We start from the raw sequence: 19,619 nt of genomic DNA on the forward strand, positions 1-19,619 counted from the left end.
AGTACTACCATGCGTTATCTTTCTAAAATATTTCTTTGCGGGCTATGCCTGATACTGCTCAGCGCCTGCGCTTCAGAAGCGCCGCCCTTTGTGCCGCCCCTTGGCCGCACACTGCCGACAAGCGAAGCGCCTTGGCCAAAAGGCCAAGTTTTAGCGATTTGCTACCACGATATCGAAGACCAAGAAGCCGATCAAAACTATGTCTCGGTGCGCACAGCCAACCTGATCGCCCAGCTTAACTGGCTGCACGACAACGACTATATAGCCGTCTCAATTGATCAGATTATCGCGGCAAGGGAAGGCGGCAAAGCGCTGCCCGACAAAGCCATTTTGCTGACATTTGATGATGGCTACAGCAGCTTCTATGACCGCGTCATGCCGCTGCTTGAAGCCTACAAATGGCCAGCAGTCTTTGCCCCAGTGGGTGCCTGGGTTAGCACGCCACTAAGCAGTCCAGTCGATTTCGCAGGCCTGCCAACTGACCGGCGTAAATTTGCAACCTGGGCGCAAATCAAACGAATGGCTAACAACCCTTTGATTGAAATAGCCGCGCACACCAACAACATGCACACCGGGGCCTTGGCCAACCCGCAAGGAAACCTGGAACCATCGGCAGCCAATCGCCATTACGACCCGGTGCTCAAGCGCTATGAGACGGATCAACAAGCACAGGCCCGCTGGCGCCAGGACATTACGCAGATTAGCGCCAAGATAGAAAACGCGACCGGGCGCAAACCACGGGTGTGGGTATGGCCCTATGGCCAGCAAAACGGTGAAGTCCTCAATATTGTTGCGCAAAATGGCTACAGCATTGCGCTAACGCTCAATGATGGCATGAGCAGCATCTCAACCATCAAGGAAGGCCCCCGCCACCTGGTCAGCGGTGACCCCGAGATTGGTCAGTTTGCATCCTCCATCCTGAGTATCCGCGAGACCAATTCCATGCGTGTCGCCCACGTAGACCTTGACTACGTTTACGACCCGGACCCGACGCAGATGGATAAAAATATTGGCACCTTAGTCCAACGCATCTATGACCTGGGCATCAACACGGTATTTCTGCAGGCATTTGCCGACCCGGAAGGCGACGGTACGGTTCGCCAGACGTATTTCCCTAACCGTCATCTGCCGATGCGTGCGGATCTATTTAATCGGGCGTCATGGCAGCTACAAACCCGCGCCCACGTCCAGGTGTATGCGTGGATGCCCGTGCTCAGCTTTGCCTTGGACAACAGGCTGCCTAGGGTTCAACGCTGGGACCCAAAAACCGGTATCAAGTCGGTTGACCCCAAGCAGTATCAACGGCTTTCACCTTTTAACCCTGAAGCTCGCAAGCAGATCACCGAGATTTATCAAGACCTCGCCCGCTACAGCAACTTTAATGGTTTGCTGTTTCATGATGACGCCCTGCTCTCAGATTTTGAAGATGCCAGCCCCGATGCGCTGGAGGCCTATGGCAACGCGGGTCTACCCAGCACGATCGAGGAGTTGCGTAACACCCCTGAAATCCTCAAAAAATGGACGCAATTCAAAACCAACGCCCTGACAAACTTCACACTGGAACTTGCAAACCAGGTTAAGCAGATCCGTGGTCCGCAGGTTCTGACTGCACGCAACATCTATGCGCAGCCCATTATGAATCCAGCCAGCGAAACCTGGTACGCGCAAAATCTGGATAATTTTCTAGCCAGCTACGACTGGACTGCGCCCATGGCCATGCCGTTGATGGAAGGCATCAAGCCCGAGGACTCCAATGCCTGGCTAGACCAAATGGTCGATATCATCAGCAAACGTCCGGGAGCACTCGACCGTACCGTTTTTGAACTGCAGGCACGGGATTGGAGCAAACCAGACTCGCCCCCCGTTGCGAGCAAACAACTTGCCCAGTGGATGACGCGCTTGCAATGGAAAGGTGCTGTCAACTACGGCTATTACCCAGACGACTTTGTCCGCAATCTGCCTGAAGTGGAGCAAGTTCGCCCGACGTTTTCCAATGCCTGGATGCCTGAGCCATGAGGGATCGTCTGATAGCGCTACTCGTCCTTGGCATTATTCTGGGTATTCCTTTGGGTCTGGCGGAAGGCATCAGCGGCGCGGTGATGCTCAATTTTATCTTCCTCTACCCATTGCTGATGTCGATGCTATGGATCGTCGGTGGGATGTACTTCTGGATTCACTGGGAACGCCACTGGCACTGGGCGCATGACGGTAACAATCCAACGCCAGACGTGACCGGAGAGCCCCTGATTTCAATCATTGTCCCTTGCTACAACGAAGGTGATAACGCCCATGAAACCATCCGTGCGGCGTTGAGCCAGCGTTACCCGAATATCGAAGTCATCGCAGTAAACGACGGCTCCAAGGACAACACCGCCGAGGTGCTCAATCAAATTGCCGCCGGTGAGCCTCGCCTGCGCGTGCTGCACCTTGCGCAGAATCAGGGCAAGGCTGTGGCCTTGCGTATGGGCGCGGTCGCCGCTAACAGCGAGTACCTTGTGTGCATCGATGGTGATGCATTACTGAGCCGTGACACTGCGGCATTCCTGGTCAAGCCCTTGATCGACAATGCGCGTGTTGGCGCCGTCACCGGCAACCCAAGAATTCGGACACGCTCAACCCTGGTTGGCCGGATTCAAGTGGGGGAGTTTTCCTCAATTATTGGGTTGATCAAACGTGCGCAACGGGTTTATGGACGAGTGTTCACCATTTCAGGGGTGATTACGGGTTTCCGGCGCAGCGCGCTAGACCGCATCAACTACTGGAGCCCGGACATGATCACCGAAGACATTGACGTCAGCTGGAAGCTGCAACTCGACCACTGGACGATCTTCTACGAGCCACGTGCGCTGTGCTGGATACTGATGCCTGAAACCCTAGCCGGCCTCTGGAAACAGCGTAAACGCTGGGCACAAGGTGGCGCCGAAGTGTTGCTGAAAAACGTCCGCACGATTTGGTCATGGCGCTATCGCTATATGTGGCCGTTACTCCTGGAGTTCGCCATGTCGGCAACCTGGTCTTTCGCTTTAGCGCTGTCATTGCTGCTCTGGGGTGTAGGTCAGTTCATTGACATGCCGCCTAACTATCGGGTCAACGACATGCTACCGCCGGGTTTCACTGGCGTGCTTCTCGCTGCGGTATGTCTGGCGCAGTTCGCCCTCAGCCTCGTTATTGAACGCAAGTATGAACAGGGTTTGGGGAAGGCCTTGTTCTGGACCATTTGGTATCCGCTGGCGTTTTGGCTGCTAACGTTTTTCACCACATTAGTGAGCTTCCCCAAAGTCATGATCAGCGCACGAGGAAAACGAGCGCGTTGGACCAGCCCCGATCGTGGGATCAAAAGGAATGAACCATGAGCATCATCAGAACTGAACAACACTGGCTACCTAAATCCATCGACGCCTTGCTGACATTGTTGGCATGGACAGGTTTTCTGTACTTGATCGGCAATGGCGCAGTGCCGTTTATCAAACAACTTATCGTCAACCCGGATAACGTCCAAGGCCTGTTCAACAGCGCATTTATGCCGCTTATCCAGCAACTTTCAAGCTACCTGTTAGATGGCGCACTGCTTGGCGGGACCTTGCTGCTCTGGGCCAAATACAATCAACTGCGGGCGAGCCGTCTCTTACGCCGCGAGCGCATTCCCAATCTCAGTGACAAAGGCCTGTCTGCGAGTTTCTTTGTGACGCTGGAGGACCTGAACATTCTGCATCACAGGCAAGTGCTTATTCTGCACAACACCGAACAGGGTGATCTGGGCTGGATCGAGGACCCCATGATGCTACGACCGAAGGTACGTGTCCTGAAACCTGACTCGAAACTCCGGTTGGTTTAAGCCCTAAAGGCAAAGGTGAATGAGATACCCCTCACGCACCTTTGCCTCTACATCAGTGCCCCTCTGCCTTGCTTCCTTGCTCTGGCGACTAGACTTACGTCCAATGGGCGCATAACGCCTGACATTGCACCATGCAAAAAACAAGGCGTACAGGTATGGCGGACGACGCATTCGAACAGGCAGGCAAAACCGCGGTGGCGCAGAACATCCACGGCACTGTTGAGTTCCTGCAGAAATTCCCGCCTTTCAAGCAAATGGACCTGTCGCAACTCACCTATCTGGTAGAACATTGCCAGCTGCGCTTTTACAGCCAAGGTGAAAGCATCCTCAAGCCCAGCGACGGCCCGGTCGAGTTTTTTTATATCGTCAAGCAAGGGCTTATCCGTGGCACGCGCTCAGGTGCTGAATACGCCAAGGACGAAAGCACCTTTGAGATCACCACGGGTGAGTGTTTCCCACTTTCGGCACTGATTGGCGATCGCGCCACGCGCACCGAGCACTTCGCCGCACAGGACAGCTTTTGTTTGCTGTTACGCAAAACCTGCTTCAGCCAGCTTTTCGAGCGCTCCACACCTTTTCGTGACTTTGCCTTGCGCGGTGTTAGTAGCCTGCTTGATCAAGTCAATCAACAGGTCCAGCAGCGCGCCGCGCAATCCCTTGGCGCGCAATACTCGCTGGACAGCAAACTCAGCGAGCGACTGCTGCGTAAACCCGTTAGTTGTGCACCGGATACCAGCGTACGTGAAGCGGTAAAACTGATGCATGATCAGCACGTGGGCAGCATTGTCATCGTCAATCCTCGCCTGCAGCCGCTGGGTATTTTTACCCTGCGTGATTTAAGGCGAGTGATCGCCGATGGCAGCTCGTTGGAATTGCCAATCGAACAATTAATGACCGCTAAACCCTTCCACTTACCCGCGAGCGCCAGCACCTTTGATGCTGCCATTGCCATGACAGAGCGCAACATCGCCCACGTCTGCGTGGTGGAACATGGTCAGTTGAGCGCAGTGGTCTCGGAACGGGACTTATTCTCGCTGCAGCGGGTTGATCTGGTGTACTTGGCACGCAGCATTCGCAATGCCAACAAACTGGAAACGCTGGTGAGTTTACGTACCAACATTCAACAGTTGGTTGATCGGATGTTGGCTCACGGCGCGAGCTCAACGCAGATAACCCAACTGATCACACAACTCAACGACCACACCGTTTGCCGGGTGATTGAGCTGACTATTGATCAGTTAGGCGATCCGGGTATTGAGTTCACTTGGCTGTGCTTTGGCAGCGAAGGACGTCGTGAGCAAACGCTGCTGACTGATCAGGACAACGGCATTATGTTTGCCGCGCAGAATTCAGCCGATGCGCAAGCCAAACGTCAGTTGCTGCTACCGCTTGCCCATGCGATCAACCTGCATTTGGCCCAGTGCGGATTTACCCTGTGCAAAGGCAACATAATGGCGGGCAATCCTCAGCTTTGTTTGTCGCAACAGGAATGGTCGCAACGCTTCAATAGTTTTATTAACGAGGCAACGCCTGAGAACCTGCTCAGCGCCTCCATCTATTTTGATTTACGGGTGGTATGGGGCGATCCGCAAGGCTGTGTCCATCTGCGCAGCGAACTGCTGAAACAGTTTTCCGAGAACACCTTGAGCCAACGCATGCTTGCTGAAAATGCCCTGCGCCAGCGCCCACCTGTAGGTCTATTCCGCGACTTTGTAGTGGCCCGCAAAGGCAACGAGAAAGATACCTTAGACCTGAAAGTTCAGGGCTTAACCCCCTTTGTCGATGGCGCCAGAGTTCTGGCCCTGGCCAATGGCATCGAAGACAGCAACACCCTTGAACGCCTGCAAAGCCTAGCCGCCAGAGGGGTCATCGATAAGCAAGATGGTGCGGCGTATGAAGAGGCCTACCACTTTATTCAGCAAACCCGCATGCAGCATCATCAACAGCAGGCCAAACAAGGCTTGCCCTACTCCAATCGAATTGACCCAGACGACCTCAACCATCTTGACCGGCGCATCCTGCGTGAGTCTTTTCGTCAGGCTAAGCGCCTGCAAACCAGCTTGGCGCTACGCTATCAATTATGAATGCACTGACTTGGCTGAGCGGCCGCTGCGCCCAATTAAATGCAGATCAACAAAGGCGACTGGAACAACTACCTGCTGCTGCAGCGCTCGACACGACTGCGCTCAACCAGCAGCGCATGGTGGTCGTGGATGTAGAAACCACGGGTTTGAACCTCAAGCGCGACGAACTGATCGCGATTGGCGCCTTGGTAATTGAAAACGGCGCCATCGACCTCTCACAGCAGTTTGAATGCACTTTGTTACGCGAGAACCATAAAGTCAGCGCCAGCGTGTTGATTCACGGTTTGGCACCCAGCGTAATCGCTGCTGGCGTTGAACCGGCGCAAGCGCTGCTGGATTTTATGGAGTTTGTCGGTGACAGCCCGCTGCTGGCATTTCATGCCGCCTTTGACCAACGCATGCTCAGCCGGGCGCTCAAGCAAAGCCTGGGGTACCGTCTGCAGCACAATTTCTTTGACGTCGCCCAGCTTGCGCCACTGCTATGCCCAGACGCCTCGTTGGAACGCGCCGGGCTGGATGACTGGATAAAACACTTTGGCTTGCAGGTACAGCAACGCCATAACGCCAGCGCCGATGCATTGGCCACCGCAGAGCTGGGCTTGATCATGTTCAGCAAGGCCCGCCAACAAAAGCTCGATAATCTGCTAACCCTGCAACAGCGGCTTGACCAATGGAGCCGACGACCGCGTAAGCACTCGCTTTAGCGGCCTCAGAGACCATGATTGGCCCCGAGTCGATGTCTCGCAACGGCAAGGCATAACCCAGCTCGATCTCAAGAGTGTCTGCCAGCAGTCTTGCGCACCTCACAGCCCCCACATTTGCGTCAGTCAGTTCGGCGGCACACGCAATGTGACCACTGATCTGCCTTTTGCTCAGGGGAGATTGCGCGACACTGGGGATTCTTGCGAATATATGCGAATAATTCTCGATGTATTTTCTATTTAGCTAACAGAGCAATTGGCGTGACCTCCGGAAATTCTATTAACCATCACCAGGTGGGCGTGCTTTATCGTGACCACCGTGACTGGTTATTCGGCTGGTTACGCAAAAGCCTCAATTGCCCCGAACGTGCCGAAGACATCAGTCAGGACACCTTTGTGCGCCTGCTCGGACGCTCAGACCTCTTCGCGCCCAACGAACCCCGTGCACTGCTGACGACCATCGCCAAAGGCTTATTGATTGATCAGCACCGGCGCAAACGCCTGGAGCAAGCGTATCTCGCTGAACTGGCGCAATTGCCTGAACCACTGCAGCCAAACCCCGAGCAGCAGCAAATAACCCTCGAAGCCTTGATGCGGATCGACCAATTACTGGGCGAACTCTCGGCCAATGCACGGGCGGCGTTTCTCTACAGCCAAATTGATGGCCTGAAACAGCATGAGATTGCCCAGAAACTAAACGTCTCGGTTTCACGGGTGCGCCAATACTTGGCTCAGGCCCTGCGCCAGTGCTACATCGCCCGCTACGGCGCACCAGAGTGAGTGATATCAGCCGCGCGGTGCTGGACCGGGCTATCCACTGGCGGCTTAAGTTCAGCGCTGAAGAAATCGATCCGGCTCACCACAAAGGTTTTCAGGCGTGGCTGCGAGCAGCCCCTGAACATGCTCAAGCATGGGCCCGACTGGAGCAAATAGAACAAGATTTTGGCCGTGATGCCTCCCCCTTGGTGCGCGCAGCCTTGATCAAGGACCCGCCAGCCCGCTCGGTTAAAACCAGCAAGATCCGGTCAGTGCTAAGTATCGCCCTGCTTGCAGTGCTGGCCTTGGGCTTAGCTAATCAGCAACGACCACTGAGCGATTGGTTTGCAGATCAAACCACCGCGAGCGGCGAGCAACTGCAAGTCAGGCTCGACGACAACAGTATGCTGCGCCTGAACAGCCGCACAGCGGTGGACATCGAGTTCAGTGCCAGCGAGCGGCGCTTGGTCCTGCGCAGCGGTGAGATTCTGGTGGAAACCGCCCATGGAGACACACGCCCCTTTATCGTCGAGACTGCCCAAGGCAGCATGCAAGCACTCGGCACGCGATTTTTGGTCCGCGAGTCAGCGCACACTACCCGCCTGGTCGTCTTGAAATCAGCAGTGGCGGCCGCACCAGCGCAAGGCCGGGACCGGGACCGGCGCATCATCAACGCCGGCCAACAAGTGCTGATTACCGGCCAAGGCTTGAGCCAGACAGGCACCGCGCCAATGGCCGCAGATGCCTGGGTGCATGGCATGCTGGTGGTTGAAAACCAGCGCTTGGCTGATCTGATTGCCACCCTCGCTCAGTACCGCAGCGGTTATTTGAGCCTGGCCCCTGAACTCGCCGATCTGCGTATCAGCGGCAGTTTTCCCTTGAACAACAGCGACCTCGCACTGGCAACCTTGCCGCCGAGTCTGCCGGTGCGCATCGAGGAACACAGCAAGTGGTGGGTCCGTGTCGTGCCCGCAGCAAAACTGGCGGAAAAAGACACTGAATAAGCAGCTGAAAAAAATAATTTAACCAAGCCCTGTCACTTTTCGAATCTGCTTCGGCAATAAGGTAATGATACATATTATCCTTTGGGAGCAATTCACAATGCCACTATCCCCTTCACGCTTGCGCCCAAGCCTGTTGCTGGCTGCGATCACCTTAAGCGGGGCCGCAGAAGCGGTTAAAGCCGAAACCTACCAACTGCCTGCTGGACCGCTGGCCAGCACACTCAACAGCATTGCTGCGCAATCCGGAATAGCCCTGAGCATTGACCCAAAACTGACTGCGAATAAGATCTCGCAACCCGTTGAAGGCGATTTAGAAGCCACTCAAGCCCTCGAAGCGGCCCTGCAAGGCAGTGGCTTGCAGTTAGAACGCAACAGCGCGGGCAGCTATAGCCTCAAATCAGTAACCAGCGACGCCTCCGCGGCGGCATTGCCTGACGCTACAGTGATTGGCACCCAGCTCACCGCCGGCAGCGAAGCAGACGGCTACCGCAACGAGTCAGTCCAAAACATTGGCGCACTGGGCGGCATGTCCCTGCGTGATGCGCCTTACTCAGTCAGCGTGATCAGCAGTGATCTACTGAAGAACATCCAGGCGACCTCGATGGATGATGTCTACAAGCTCAACCCATCGACTCAGTTCACATCGCCAGACTCAGCAGGCTACGCCAGCTCAGTGAGCATGCGTGGCTTCAGCAGCTCCGGCAACCTGAGCCTGGCCAACGATGGCCTGCGCTTTAGCAACGGTTATGACAGCGGCAACTATGTTGAAGAAATGGAGCAGCTAGAGATTCTCACCGGTCTCAGCGGCTTTCTGTATGGCCCTGCAAGCCCGGGCGGCCTGGTTAACTATGTACTCAAACGCCCGACTTACCAGCGTTATAACAGCGTCACGCTCGGCAACGCTGGCGGGGAGAACTACTACTTACACGGCGACTTCGGCGGCACAATCGATGACGCCGGGGTATTTGCTTATCGCCTCAATGTCTTGACCCAGGATGGCGAGACGGCAATCGACATGCAAAAAAACCGTCGCGAGATGATTTCTCTGGCGCTTGACTGGAACGTCAGCGACGACCTTCTGATCCAGTTCGATGCCTCGCACAAGAAAAGCGAAACCCGCGGTCTGACCAGCTATTGGTATTTCGCCGACCAAGGTCTGCGCCCGGATGCTGACAAGCTCGACAATGACAAACTGTACAGCCAGCGCTGGGCCTTTTCTGACAGCGAGCATGACCGTGTGGGTAGCCGCTTCAACTGGCGCCTCAATGACAGCTTCACATTGCGCGGTGCATTGGCGTACACCGAGTATGAAAATGAGTACACCTACACGGGTCCAACCGTTAACAATGCCAATGTCTACACCCAGCCCCTATATGCCTTCGCCCCAGTTGAAACCGAGGAAACCTCGGGTTATTTGTTTCTCGACTCAGTCTTTAACACTGGCAGCATCGGCCATAAAGTGACCATGGGCTACCAAGGCAATGTTTCGCGCGAACGCAGCTACGAAGATCACATCCCTTACCCTGGGCCGCAGTATGGTTCCGTGACGCCCGATCTGCCTTTCAATCAACATCCGCAGGTAGACAAACCGGATTACAGCATTGGCAACGGTGACCAACGCTTGTCCAGTCGCACCCAGAGCGACAACTTTCTTATCGGTGACATCATCACCTTCAACGAGCAGTGGTCGACCATCCTCGGCCTGACCCATAGCACGATCGAGACCTACAGCAACGACTTCGTCTTTGCCGGCCCGTTTGGTTATCCAGAAACCGCAAGCACCTACAAAGAAAGCGAGACCACACCCAATATCTCGCTTATCTACAAACCGCTGCCGTGGTTAACCACCTACGCCAGCTACATTGAAGGTCTGGAGAACGGCGGTATCGCACCCAATACCGCGCTAAACGCCGGTCAGGCATTGGCGCCTCAGGTCAGCGAACAATATGAATTGGGCGTAAAGGCTACCGTTGGCGAAACCCTGCTGACCATGGCCCTGTTCAATATCGAAAAGCCCAACAGCTACACCAATAGCCAAGGCATTTTCACTGCTGACGGCCAGCAGGAAAACCGCGGTGTTGAATTCGGCATTACCGGTAAGGTTCTTCCACAGTGGACCGTAGTAGGTGGTCTGACACTGCTTGATCCAAAGGTGAAAGACTCAGGCAATGCAGACAGCGAAGGCCAAAAGCCAACCAATGTCGCCAGCCAATTTGCCAAGCTCTATAACGAATACGAGCTAAGTGGACTGCCGGGCGTGGCCTTGACCGGAGGTGCCTATTACACAGGCAAAATCTACACCGACGAAGCCAACAACCACAGCTTACCCTCAGTGACCACCTTTGACGCAGGCATGCGTTACCGCACAGCGGTGTCCGATGACAGCAACCTGACCCTGCGCGCCAATGTCAGCAACCTGGCCGACAAAGAGTACTGGCTGAGCAGCTATTACCTCGGAGCGCCACGCACCTTGACCTTCTCGGCTCAGCTGGAATTCTGATCCGAGTGGCGGCCAGCAGCCACTGGCCGCATTTTTTGATGGACCCCCGTTATGCGTAGCACCACCATTAAACGCTGGTCACAAATCCACACGTGGACCAGCTTGATCTGCACCGCTTTTCTCTTGCTGTTGGCGTTGACCGGCCTACCGCTGATTTTCCACCATGAGCTGGAGCACCTGCTCGGCGAGGCGCCTGAACTGCGGGAAATGCCAGCGGATACGCCGCAGCTCAACTTGCAGCAGTTGGTTGAGAAGGCTGAAAGCAGCCGTCCCGGTGAAGTCATTCAATACATTGGTTACGACGAAGATGACAGCAATGGCGTAATTGCCATTACTGCAGCTACCGCAGGTACCGAGCCCAACTCATCGCACACCTTTATGCTCGATGCGCGCACGGGTGAAGCCGTGGCAATGCCAGCTGCCAACGGCGGAGTGTTGATGTTTATCCTGCGATTGCACGTGGACATGTTCGCCGGTTTGCCCGGCAAACTGCTGCTGGCGTTTATGGGGTTGCTGTTTGTGGTCGCCTGCGTCTCCGGGGCGGTGCTCTATTCCCCCTTTATGCGCCGCCTCGACTTCGCCACCGTGCGTCATCATAAATCCACTCGGGCACGCTGGCTTGATCTGCATAACCTGATAGGCATCGTCACCCTGACGTGGGCCATCGTGGTTGGCACCACAGGGGTTATCAGTGCATGCGCCGATATCTTGATCGGTGCCTGGCGCAATGACGCCTTGAGCGCACTGGTGGAGCCTTATCGAAATGCACCGCCACTGACGGATCGCGCATCAGCAGATAACTTGATCAGCATCGCCCGGCAAGCGGCGCCCGGCATGCAGCCTGACTTTATCGCATTCCCCGGAACCCGCTTTTCAAGCGAGCACCATTACAGCGTGTTTATGAAAGGCACCACCCATCTCACGGCGCACCTGTGGACGCCCGTATTGATCGATGCGCGCACCCTTGAGGTCACTGCAGTCGCGCAGCGCCCCTGGTACATGGATGCCTTGTCGATGTCGCAACCCCTGCACTTCGGTGACTACGGTGGACGGCCGATGCAGATCTTCTGGGCAGTGCTCGATGTGCTGACCATTATTGTGCTGATCAGCGGCCTGTATCTGTGGTGGGTGCGCCGCTACGGCTCGGCCTCACGCCCAGTTGGTAAAGAGGTGGCGGTATGAGTTGGCGCCAATCGACCTTTGCCATCCCGCTGGTCATTGGGCTGCTCAGTTTGCTGGGTCTGTTTTGCGCCCTGCTCGGCGATGGCCTGTGGGATTGGGTCGCATGGCTCGGCTTGGGTATTCCCTCATTACTCGGCTGCTGGCCGCTCGTATTTCGCCCACGAAAACCGTCCGCTCGCCGGGGTGGATGACGCCTTTTTCATTTACCCGCAAACACCGTAAAAACCCTAACTATTTACCAATGATCAGGCACCTCGTCGCTTGATCCATGGTGGACAAGCTTCGCGTTGTCACACCCTACGAACCCACCATTTACAGCCACAAATCTCCGTCGAGTTGTCCACATAACGGCGGAGAAGCTCCGCTTTATGCCCCGGCATAAAAAAATCCGGCGCCCTCACAGGCGCCGGATTTTTGTTTGTCGCACGCCCAAAACCAAGGGCGTGCGCTACCGCTAGTACCGCTTAGTGATCGATTGCCGCGCCCGCACCACGTGGGATACGGATGTCTTCGATCAAGTGCTGGATACGCTCTGGTGGAGCGCTGGTAACCGAAGCTACAGCTACAGCCACCACGAAGTTGAAGATCATACCCAAGGTACCGATGCCTTCTGGCGAGATACCAAACCACCAGTCAGCGGCACCTGCAGTCGGATCAATGAACTTGAAGTACACGATGTAGCTGAAGGTGAAGACCAGGCCCACAACCATACCGGCGATCGCGCCTTCCTTGTTCATCTTCTTGGAGAAAATCCCCATGACGATGGCAGGGAAGAACGATGCCGCAGCAAGACCGAAGGCAAAGGCCACCACCTGCGCCACAAACGCTGGAGGGTAAATCCCGAACAAGCCCGCCACGATGACCGCAACACCTGCAGCGATACGGGCGGCCAGCAGTTCGTTCTTCTCGCTGATGTTCGGCATGATGTTGCTTTTCAGCAAGTCATGGGAAATCGAGGTCGAAATAACCAACAGCAAACCAGCGGCAGTCGACAGTGCAGCAGCCAAACCACCCGCCGCAATCAGCGCGATAACCCAGCCTGGGAGATTGGCGATTTCCGGGTTTGCCAACACCATGATGTCACGGTCAACGTAGAGCTCAGTCGCAACATCGGTTGGGGCATTGGTGACCTGACGTTCACCATGAGCACCGGCTTCAGCAGCGAAGGTAGGTGCGCCGGCAAATGGAGCGCCAGGGCCGTACTGAATTTTGCCGTCACCGTTTTTATCCAGCCAAGCAATCAGGCCCGATTTCTCCCAGTTTTTCACCCACTCAGGTGCGTTGGCGTATTCAACGCCAGGAATGGTGGTCAACAGGTTGGTACGCGCAAACGCCGCAACTGCAGGAGCAGTGGTGTAGAGAATGGCAATGAATAACAGTGCATAACCTGCAGATTGACGCGCAGCACGCACAGTCGGGGTGGTGAAGAAGCGCACAATTACGTGCGGCAATCCCGCAGTACCTACCATCAGCGCCATGGTGATGAAGAAGACGTCGATAGTCGACTTGCTGCCATCGGTGTAAACGCCGAAGCCCAGTTCAGTGCCCAGACCGTTAAGACGTTCCAGAACCGATTGGCCAGTACCTGTCACTTCGCTACCAAAGCCCAGCTGCGGGATTGGATTGCCGGTGATCAACATCGAGATATAGATCGCTGGCACCATGTAGGCGAAGATCATCACACAGTATTGCGCTACCTGGGTGTAGGTGATGCCCTTCATGCCGCCGAGTACGGAGTAGAAGAACACAATGCACATGCCGATGATTACACCGGTGTTGATATCGACTTCCAAATAACGCGAGAAGACGATACCAACGCCGCGCATTTGGCCGGCAACGTAGGTGAAGGAGATAAAGATCACGCAAATAACCGCCACCACACGAGCCGTCTGCGAGTAGTAACGCTCGCCGATAAACTCAGGCACGGTGAATTTGCCGAACTTGCGCAGGTACGGTGCCAGGCACATGGCCAGGAGTACGTAACCACCGGTCCAACCCATCAGGTAAACGCTACCGTCGAAACCGGTGAAGGAGATAATCCCCGCCATCGAAATAAACGACGCTGCCGACATCCAGTCAGCGCCTGTAGCCATACCGTTGAGAATCGGGTGAACGCCTTTGCTGGCGACGTAGTATTCGCTGGTAGACCCGGCACGGGTCCAGATAGCGATGCCGATATACAACGCAAAGGTTGCACCGACAAACAGATAAATCAGAGTTTGGGTATCCATTATCGGCGCCTTATTCTTCGTGGACGTCGTGTTTGCGGTCGTATTGATTCATCTTCCACACGTAGAAGAAAATCATCAGTACAAACACGTAGATAGATCCTTGCTGGGCAAACCAGAAACCCAGGGGGAAGCCGAAGAACTGAATGGTATTGAGTTCATCAACGAACAAAATACCGCAGCCGAATGAAACCACGAACCAGATAACCAACAGCGTCAACATCAGCCGTAAGTTATCTTTCCAATAGGCTTTCGCAGCCTCTTGCTTAGACGCAGACATGTGAGGTTCTCCTCAATTGTTTTTGTTGTTATGACACCTGCAACTTAGCAGCCCATAGCGCAAGCGCCAGTCAGACTTTGGTCGAGTGCAATCGGGCTGTGCACTGCACCTCACTGTTTACAGGGCCTGGAGCATGGTGCCCCGCCAGTAGCACTGGCGACCCGCGACCAAGGTCGTATACTGCTCGGCAAATCGAAATAAGCCGTTAACGTGACGCACCCCTCAAAATGTTGGAAACAGCCCCATGCCCAGCAAGAACATGACTCTGTTTTACTCACCAGCCTCTCCCTTCGCGCGCAAGGTGCTTGTGCTCCTGCATGAGACAGGGCAACTACCGACAGTCGAACTGTTCGATGTTCAGCTAAGCCCGGTGTCACCCAGTGGCGAAGTGATTGCGCGCAATCCCGCCGGAAAGATTCCTGCGCTGGAATTGGCCAATGGCGATACCTTGCATGACAGCCGGGTAATTCTTGACTACCTCGACCACCAACACAGTGGCGAGCCACTGATCCCCCGTGACGGCGCAAATCGCTGGAAGCGCCTGTCGCTGGCCTCACTGGCAGATGCAGTTCTCGATGCGGCCATTTTGATCCGCTACGAAACCTTTCTGCGCCCTGAAGACCTGCACTGGCCGACGTGGCTGAACGCTCAGCAAGATAAAATCGAACGGGTATTGGCTGAGCTGGAAACCCAGGCCGATACCGGCCAGTTGCAGTGCTTTGATATCGCCTCCATCAGCATTGCCTGCGCCCTGGGCTACCTTGACTTCCGCCAGCCTCAGTTGGACTGGCGCAACCGGTTCCCACGTTTGGCAAGCTGGTATGCAGAGGCCAGCCAGCGTGGGTCGATGCTTGACAGTCAGCCGCCGGCATAAGTGCATGGCATAGATCAGCCAGGTCCATCAGCCAAGCCGTTTACAGCTGGCTGGCGTTGTGTGGTCGCCAGCCAAATGCCCTGCGTAAGTCTCGCTGCAGCCCTGAGGGGCTGTAGTCAAGCGTCTCGACAAAGGCATGAAAAGGTGGGCAATTTGCCGTGCCAGCCTGGCGCCGCAACGCGCATCCTCGCGCAACCCCACATGCCCACTCATGTGCGGTACCAGTAATAATAAAAGCTGCTGCCCAACAACAGTGCTAGTTGGCCAAGTGCGGCGCACAACTGCATAAAGGACTGAACTGAAGAGTTATTAACGGCATCTGTAGTCCCGGTCAATTCATTCCAAAACTCGGCAGGGAGAATATTCAGACTTAGCCAACCCAGTGGTACACCGGTCATTGCCAGGCCACCGATCAAGTCAAACCGCCCCACAAACATCAACCCAACCAACAGCAAAACACTCAGTACTGCACCCAGAAAACAGCACAGGGAAAAGCGCATAAAGATTCGCATGTTCGGCACTCCGTGAGTGGCGCGCAGTGCACGCGCCACTGGCTGATTAGTTGGCAGGGCTGGTTAGCGCGCTCTTACCGACGCCATACCAGTCGAGGTTGCGGGTCAGCACCATAAAGCTGCCGAGCACGGCGAAGACCAGTATCGACCCCATCAGCAGTGCGTAATCTTCTGCGCTGAGCAGGCCATAAAGCATGGCGTAGAGCATGCCGAGCAATAAGCCAAAGCCAATACCCCGGGCGACACTGCGCAAAACGTAGCTGACATAAAAACTAATCAAGACCACACAGCTGCTGGCCGAGATCAGGTACGCCAAGGCAAAAGCGATGTGTTCCGAGAGTGAGATCAGCAGCAAATAAAACAATGCCAGCGACAAGCCAACCAAGGCGTATTGCATCGGATGAACGGCCATACGCTTGAGCACTTCAAACAGAAAGAACACAGCGAAAGTCAGGCTGATAAACAACATGGCGTATTTGATTGAGCGCTCAGCCTTGAGGTAGTGATCCACCGGGTCGACAAAGCCCACCCCCATGGTGCGTGACTTCAGTTCCCGGCACTCGCTACCCGACCCACAGCCGGCCAAGATCTCTTCCATGTTGGTGGCAAAGAAACTGGTGTGCCACTTGGCCTTGAAACCCTGGGCACTGACTGAACGCTCAGTAGGCAGATAAAGCCCGCTGAAACTTGGGTGCGGCCAATCGGAAGACAACTCCAGCACACTGTCACGGCCAATCGGCGTCACGTGCAGGCTACCGGTGCCTTGCAGCTTGAGGTCGAAGGCGAAGTTGAGGATCTGCGGTTTAGCGCCATCCAATCCGGGCAGTGGCACATGCACGCCAGTGCCCAGGATTGGCTCACTGCTACCCGGCTGAAAGCTCAGGCGTTGGCCGTTAAGCTCAAGCTTCAGGTCGTTGTTGATACCGCGAATATCACTGATGCCCACCGAAAGAAACGGCTGCTCGAAGCTGTAGTCTGCAACATTCTCGCTGACATCATAATTAGCCGGCAGAATGATCGAACCCGTGATGCGGTTATCACTGTGATACAAGCGCGCCTGGTAGATGCCACGGCTGCGCAGCTCTGTGCGCAGGGTTCCATTGAGGCTGAACTGCTCGGGCAAAAAATACAGGCGTCCGCGAACCTTCCATTCTTCCCAGAAGCGTTCGCCGGTTTTTTTATTGGTTTTCCAACCGCGCATCGCTTGGGTGTAGGGCACGATCAGAATGGGGCCAGTCAGTTGCTGAGCGAAGCTGGAACTGCGGGCGATGTCGGCGACCACCCGATCACGCTGGTACTGCCGGTCGCTGACCAGGTTGTCGATCATCAACAAGGGAACCAGCAACAGCACAATTAACAGGGCGATAGTGCCCAACTTGAAAAACAAAGGACGGTTCATGGTGCAGCTCTCCATGCAGGGGTTGATGGAGAGCACTGTGCGCCGCCGATGTGGTGGCTTTATGGCGTCTGTATGGAGAGCCTGTGGAGTTTAGACGGGGAGCGGGAGTTCAACCCTTACCTCAACGCCACCCTCGACATTGCCAATGTGCAGGTGACCGCCATGCAACGCGATGACCTCCTCGACAAAATTCAAACCCAGACCTGTACTTTTACGCCCGGTTTGCGGACGAGGCAGCGAGTAAAAGCGTTCTGTCAGACGTTCAAGGGCGTAGTCGGGAATCGCCTCGCCCTGGTTGAAAAAGCGTATCAGCACAGCCTGATGAGCATATTCAGCCTTGATCGAAATCAACCCCTGATCAGGAACAAACGCCAAGGCGTTATCGAGAATATTGGCCAAGGCCTGGCGCAACAAAAAGCGCTCACCGAGCAAGCAGACATCCGGGGCGACTGTGATTTCAACGCGCAAACTGGCCTGCTCAATCGCCGGCGCCTGCGCTTGAATCAGTGAGTCCACCAACTCGGCCAGCGGAACCTGGCTCCGTTCTTCCAATCGTTGCATTTGCTCGACTTGAGCCAAATGCAAAAGCCGCTCGATCAGCTGCTGCAAGCGCGTGCTTTCCTGGCTGATATTGGCGATAAAGCGTTTGCGCGAAGCGTCGGGCAAATCTTCATCCAGCAATTCAGCCGCACCGCGAATCGCCGCCAGCGGGCTTTTCAATTCGTGGGTCAGTGTATGCACATACCGTTCAACGTAGGCTTTGCCTTCAAGCTCGGTGCGCATGCGTTCGACCGCCAAAGCCAGTTGTGTCATCTCGCCACCCGGCATGCGTGGCAGGGCAGCCCGCTGCCCTTCACTCACCGCCTGCGCATAGCGCGTCAGCTGGCGCAGTGATGAACTCAGCCACCAGCTCAGTATGGCCCCCACCAGCAAACCAAGGCCAATCAACCCATACCCCAGCCATGACAAGCGCCGTTGTGAGCGCTCGATATAAGGCTGCAGGGTTTGATTAGGCTTGGCCACGGTCACCACGCCGATAATCCGCTTGCCGTCTTTGATCGGCGCCGCAACATACATTACCGAGCTTTCCGGATCGTCGGGATTTTCGCGGGTCGAGCGGGCGCCGTATTCGCCATGCAGTGTTCGATAGACATCATTCCAGCGCGAATAGTCTTCGCCGACCGCTTGCCCTGTCGAATCGAGCAGAACAATCCCTTTGTCATCGGTGACATAAATGCGGTGATTCACCTGGGTTTTCTGCACGCCCCATATATCCGCACTGGGCGAACGTACGCCATAGGCCTTAAGTAGCTCTGGCCAACGGCTTTGATTAAGCTTGCCCGCCTGTACATCTTCGCGCAGCACCTCGGCCAGCAGGTTCGCGGTGTCGACCAAGGTTTCCTCGGTTGACTGGCGCACACCAGGGCGAATCTCGTCCATCACCGTGCTCAGCACGAACCAGCCGGATAAACCGACAAACAGGAAATACACGAGAAAAATGCGAATCGCGATGGGCATCAGCGTTTACCTTTACCCATCACTGGGCTGCGCATCTGAGGCTATAACCCAAGCCGCGATGGGTCTGGATAGGATCATGACTGGCATCGACCTGACGCAGCTTGGCGCGCAGGCTTTTAATATGACTGTCAATATTGCGCTCATAACCTGAATCGGCCGCAACACCCAGCCCCCCGAGCAATTGTTCGCGAGAAAACACCCGCTCTGGCTGTTCAAGCAGCACATTGAGCAACTTGAACTCATGACGTGTCAGGCTCAAGGGTTGACCGAGGTAAAACACGCGGGCGCGCTGGGCATCCAACTCAAACTCGTGATAACGCAGCACTGTGGCGCTGACTGTGACGTCCCGCGGCGTCACACGCTTGAGAATGGCTTTGACCCGTGCAGCCACTTCACGTGGGCTAAAAGGCTTGACCACATAGTCATCAGCGCCAATTTCCAGCCCTACCACCCGGTCGATTTCGCTATCGCGTGCGGTGAGGAAAATCACCGGCACATCAGATAACCGGCGCAGCTGCTTGCACACCTCAAAACCACTGACATCAGGCAAGCCCACATCCAGGATCAACAGATCCGGCTCTGCTTGCTGCACCGATTCAAGCGCAGCCTGCCCCAGCGCCAGCCAGGTGGTGGTGAACCCCTCTGATTGCAGGGCATAGATCAGCGTATCGGCAATCGCAGCTTCGTCTTCAACAATCAGAATATGTGGCATCAGGGTCTGTTTCCGTTTCGTTCACGGCAGGCAG

17 protein-coding genes are annotated in these 19,619 nt (G+C 55.5%); 11 read left to right on the forward strand and 6 right to left on the reverse strand.

From position 1 onward, the window contains the following. Positions 1-9 precede the first annotated feature (9 nt). From pgaB to AACY09_RS16495, 10 genes are all read left to right on the forward strand, one after another. Positions 10-2,016: a poly-beta-1,6-N-acetyl-D-glucosamine N-deacetylase PgaB gene (gene pgaB, locus AACY09_RS16450; protein ID WP_339489533.1), complete on the forward strand. Its 2,007-nt coding sequence runs from the start codon at positions 10-12 to the stop codon at positions 2,014-2,016. Next, entirely contained in the window at positions 2,013-3,353 is a 1,341-nt protein-coding gene (pgaC, locus tag AACY09_RS16455; protein WP_339489534.1) for a poly-beta-1,6-N-acetyl-D-glucosamine synthase, read from the forward strand. The genes pgaB and pgaC overlap by 4 nt, the downstream gene beginning before the upstream one ends. Further along, positions 3,350-3,835 carry a poly-beta-1,6-N-acetyl-D-glucosamine biosynthesis protein PgaD gene (gene pgaD, locus AACY09_RS16460; RefSeq protein ID WP_339489535.1) on the forward strand — a complete coding sequence of 162 codons (486 nt, stop codon included), beginning with the start codon at positions 3,350-3,352 and terminating at the stop codon, positions 3,833-3,835. The genes pgaC and pgaD overlap by 4 nt, the downstream gene beginning before the upstream one ends. Positions 3,836-3,990: 155 nt before the next feature. After that, entirely contained in the window at positions 3,991-5,919 is a 1,929-nt protein-coding gene (locus tag AACY09_RS16465) for a putative nucleotidyltransferase substrate binding domain-containing protein (RefSeq protein ID WP_339489536.1), read from the forward strand. Further along, on the forward strand, positions 5,916-6,623 hold the full coding sequence (locus AACY09_RS16470) for a 3'-5' exonuclease (protein WP_339489538.1): 708 nt from the start codon (positions 5,916-5,918) through the stop codon (positions 6,621-6,623). The genes AACY09_RS16465 and AACY09_RS16470 overlap by 4 nt, the downstream gene beginning before the upstream one ends. A 258-nt stretch (positions 6,624-6,881) precedes the next feature. Further along, a complete protein-coding gene (locus AACY09_RS16475) occupies positions 6,882-7,400 on the forward strand; it encodes a sigma-70 family RNA polymerase sigma factor (protein WP_339489539.1) in 519 nt (172 codons plus the stop codon). Next, positions 7,397-8,380 (forward strand): FecR family protein, encoded by a 984-nt coding sequence (locus tag AACY09_RS16480; RefSeq protein WP_339489540.1) that lies wholly within the window; start codon positions 7,397-7,399, stop codon positions 8,378-8,380. The genes AACY09_RS16475 and AACY09_RS16480 overlap by 4 nt, the downstream gene beginning before the upstream one ends. Positions 8,381-8,477: 97 nt before the next feature. Beyond that, positions 8,478-10,880 carry a TonB-dependent receptor gene (locus tag AACY09_RS16485; protein ID WP_339489541.1) on the forward strand — a complete coding sequence of 801 codons (2,403 nt, stop codon included), beginning with the start codon at positions 8,478-8,480 and terminating at the stop codon, positions 10,878-10,880. Between the two features lie 51 nt (positions 10,881-10,931). Then, positions 10,932-12,062, forward strand: a complete 1,131-nt coding sequence (locus AACY09_RS16490) for a PepSY-associated TM helix domain-containing protein (RefSeq protein WP_339489542.1) — start codon at positions 10,932-10,934, stop codon at positions 12,060-12,062. Next, positions 12,059-12,253, forward strand: coding sequence for a hypothetical protein (locus AACY09_RS16495; protein WP_339489543.1), 195 nt, complete (start codon positions 12,059-12,061; stop codon positions 12,251-12,253). Before AACY09_RS16490 ends, AACY09_RS16495 begins: the two co-directional genes overlap by 4 nt. A gap of 273 nt (positions 12,254-12,526) precedes the next feature. Here the strand turns inward: AACY09_RS16495 and AACY09_RS16500 are convergent, their stop codons facing one another. Beyond that, entirely contained in the window at positions 12,527-14,293 is a 1,767-nt protein-coding gene (locus AACY09_RS16500; RefSeq protein ID WP_339489544.1) for a sodium:solute symporter family protein, read from the reverse strand. Positions 14,294-14,303: 10 nt separating this feature from the next. Next, on the reverse strand, positions 14,304-14,570 hold the full coding sequence (locus AACY09_RS16505) for a DUF4212 domain-containing protein (protein WP_339489545.1): 267 nt from the start codon (positions 14,568-14,570) through the stop codon (positions 14,304-14,306). Positions 14,571-14,814: 244 nt separating this feature from the next. On the opposite strand from AACY09_RS16505, the gene AACY09_RS16510 reads away from it, so the two are divergent. After that, positions 14,815-15,444: a glutathione S-transferase family protein gene (locus tag AACY09_RS16510; RefSeq protein WP_339489546.1), complete on the forward strand. Its 630-nt coding sequence runs from the start codon at positions 14,815-14,817 to the stop codon at positions 15,442-15,444. A 209-nt stretch (positions 15,445-15,653) separates the two neighbouring features. Here AACY09_RS16510 and AACY09_RS16515 read toward each other — a convergent pair whose 3' ends face one another. From AACY09_RS16515 to creB, 4 genes are all read right to left on the reverse strand, one after another. Next, complete coding sequence (locus AACY09_RS16515) at positions 15,654-15,956, reverse strand: hypothetical protein (RefSeq protein WP_339489547.1); 303 nt, start codon at positions 15,954-15,956, stop codon at positions 15,654-15,656. 46 nt (positions 15,957-16,002) lie between these two features. Beyond that, positions 16,003-17,355, reverse strand: a complete 1,353-nt coding sequence (gene creD, locus AACY09_RS16520; protein ID WP_339489548.1) for a cell envelope integrity protein CreD — start codon at positions 17,353-17,355, stop codon at positions 16,003-16,005. Between the two features lie 90 nt (positions 17,356-17,445). Continuing rightward, the gene (gene creC, locus AACY09_RS16525) at positions 17,446-18,873 is read right to left on the reverse strand and encodes a two-component system sensor histidine kinase CreC (protein WP_339489549.1); all 1,428 of its coding nucleotides are present in this window, start codon (positions 18,871-18,873) and stop codon (positions 17,446-17,448) included. Positions 18,874-18,892: 19 nt separating this feature from the next. Further along, entirely contained in the window at positions 18,893-19,585 is a 693-nt protein-coding gene (creB, locus tag AACY09_RS16530) for a two-component system response regulator CreB (protein WP_339489550.1), read from the reverse strand. Positions 19,586-19,619: the final 34 nt, after the last annotated feature.

It is taken from the genome of Pseudomonas sp. EL_65y_Pfl2_R95, from assembly GCF_963971045.1.
GTDB lineage: Bacteria > Pseudomonadota > Gammaproteobacteria > Pseudomonadales > Pseudomonadaceae > Aquipseudomonas.

Excerpts from the sequence above, each read along its gene's own strand:
- AACY09_RS16505 (WP_339489545.1), bottom strand. The coding sequence starts at position 14,570 with ATGTCTGCGTCTAAGCAAGAGGCTGCGAAAGCCTATTGGAAAGATAAC.
- AACY09_RS16495 (WP_339489543.1), top strand. The coding sequence starts at position 12,059 with ATGAGTTGGCGCCAATCGACCTTTGCCATCCCGCTGGTCATTGGGCTG.
- AACY09_RS16470 (WP_339489538.1), top strand. The coding sequence starts at position 5,916 with ATGAATGCACTGACTTGGCTGAGCGGCCGCTGCGCCCAATTAAATGCA.
- pgaB (WP_339489533.1), top strand. The coding sequence starts at position 10 with ATGCGTTATCTTTCTAAAATATTTCTTTGCGGGCTATGCCTGATACTG.
- AACY09_RS16490 (WP_339489542.1), top strand. The coding sequence starts at position 10,932 with ATGCGTAGCACCACCATTAAACGCTGGTCACAAATCCACACGTGGACC.
- pgaC (WP_339489534.1), top strand. The coding sequence starts at position 2,013 with ATGAGGGATCGTCTGATAGCGCTACTCGTCCTTGGCATTATTCTGGGT.
- AACY09_RS16500 (WP_339489544.1), bottom strand. The coding sequence starts at position 14,293 with ATGGATACCCAAACTCTGATTTATCTGTTTGTCGGTGCAACCTTTGCG.
- creD (WP_339489548.1), bottom strand. The coding sequence starts at position 17,355 with ATGAACCGTCCTTTGTTTTTCAAGTTGGGCACTATCGCCCTGTTAATT.
- creC (WP_339489549.1), bottom strand. The coding sequence starts at position 18,873 with ATGCCCATCGCGATTCGCATTTTTCTCGTGTATTTCCTGTTTGTCGGT.
- AACY09_RS16515 (WP_339489547.1), bottom strand. The coding sequence starts at position 15,956 with ATGCGAATCTTTATGCGCTTTTCCCTGTGCTGTTTTCTGGGTGCAGTA.
- creB (WP_339489550.1), bottom strand. The coding sequence starts at position 19,585 with ATGCCACATATTCTGATTGTTGAAGACGAAGCTGCGATTGCCGATACG.
- AACY09_RS16485 (WP_339489541.1), top strand. The coding sequence starts at position 8,478 with ATGCCACTATCCCCTTCACGCTTGCGCCCAAGCCTGTTGCTGGCTGCG.
- AACY09_RS16510 (WP_339489546.1), top strand. The coding sequence starts at position 14,815 with ATGCCCAGCAAGAACATGACTCTGTTTTACTCACCAGCCTCTCCCTTC.
- pgaD (WP_339489535.1), top strand. The coding sequence starts at position 3,350 with ATGAGCATCATCAGAACTGAACAACACTGGCTACCTAAATCCATCGAC.
- AACY09_RS16465 (WP_339489536.1), top strand. The coding sequence starts at position 3,991 with ATGGCGGACGACGCATTCGAACAGGCAGGCAAAACCGCGGTGGCGCAG.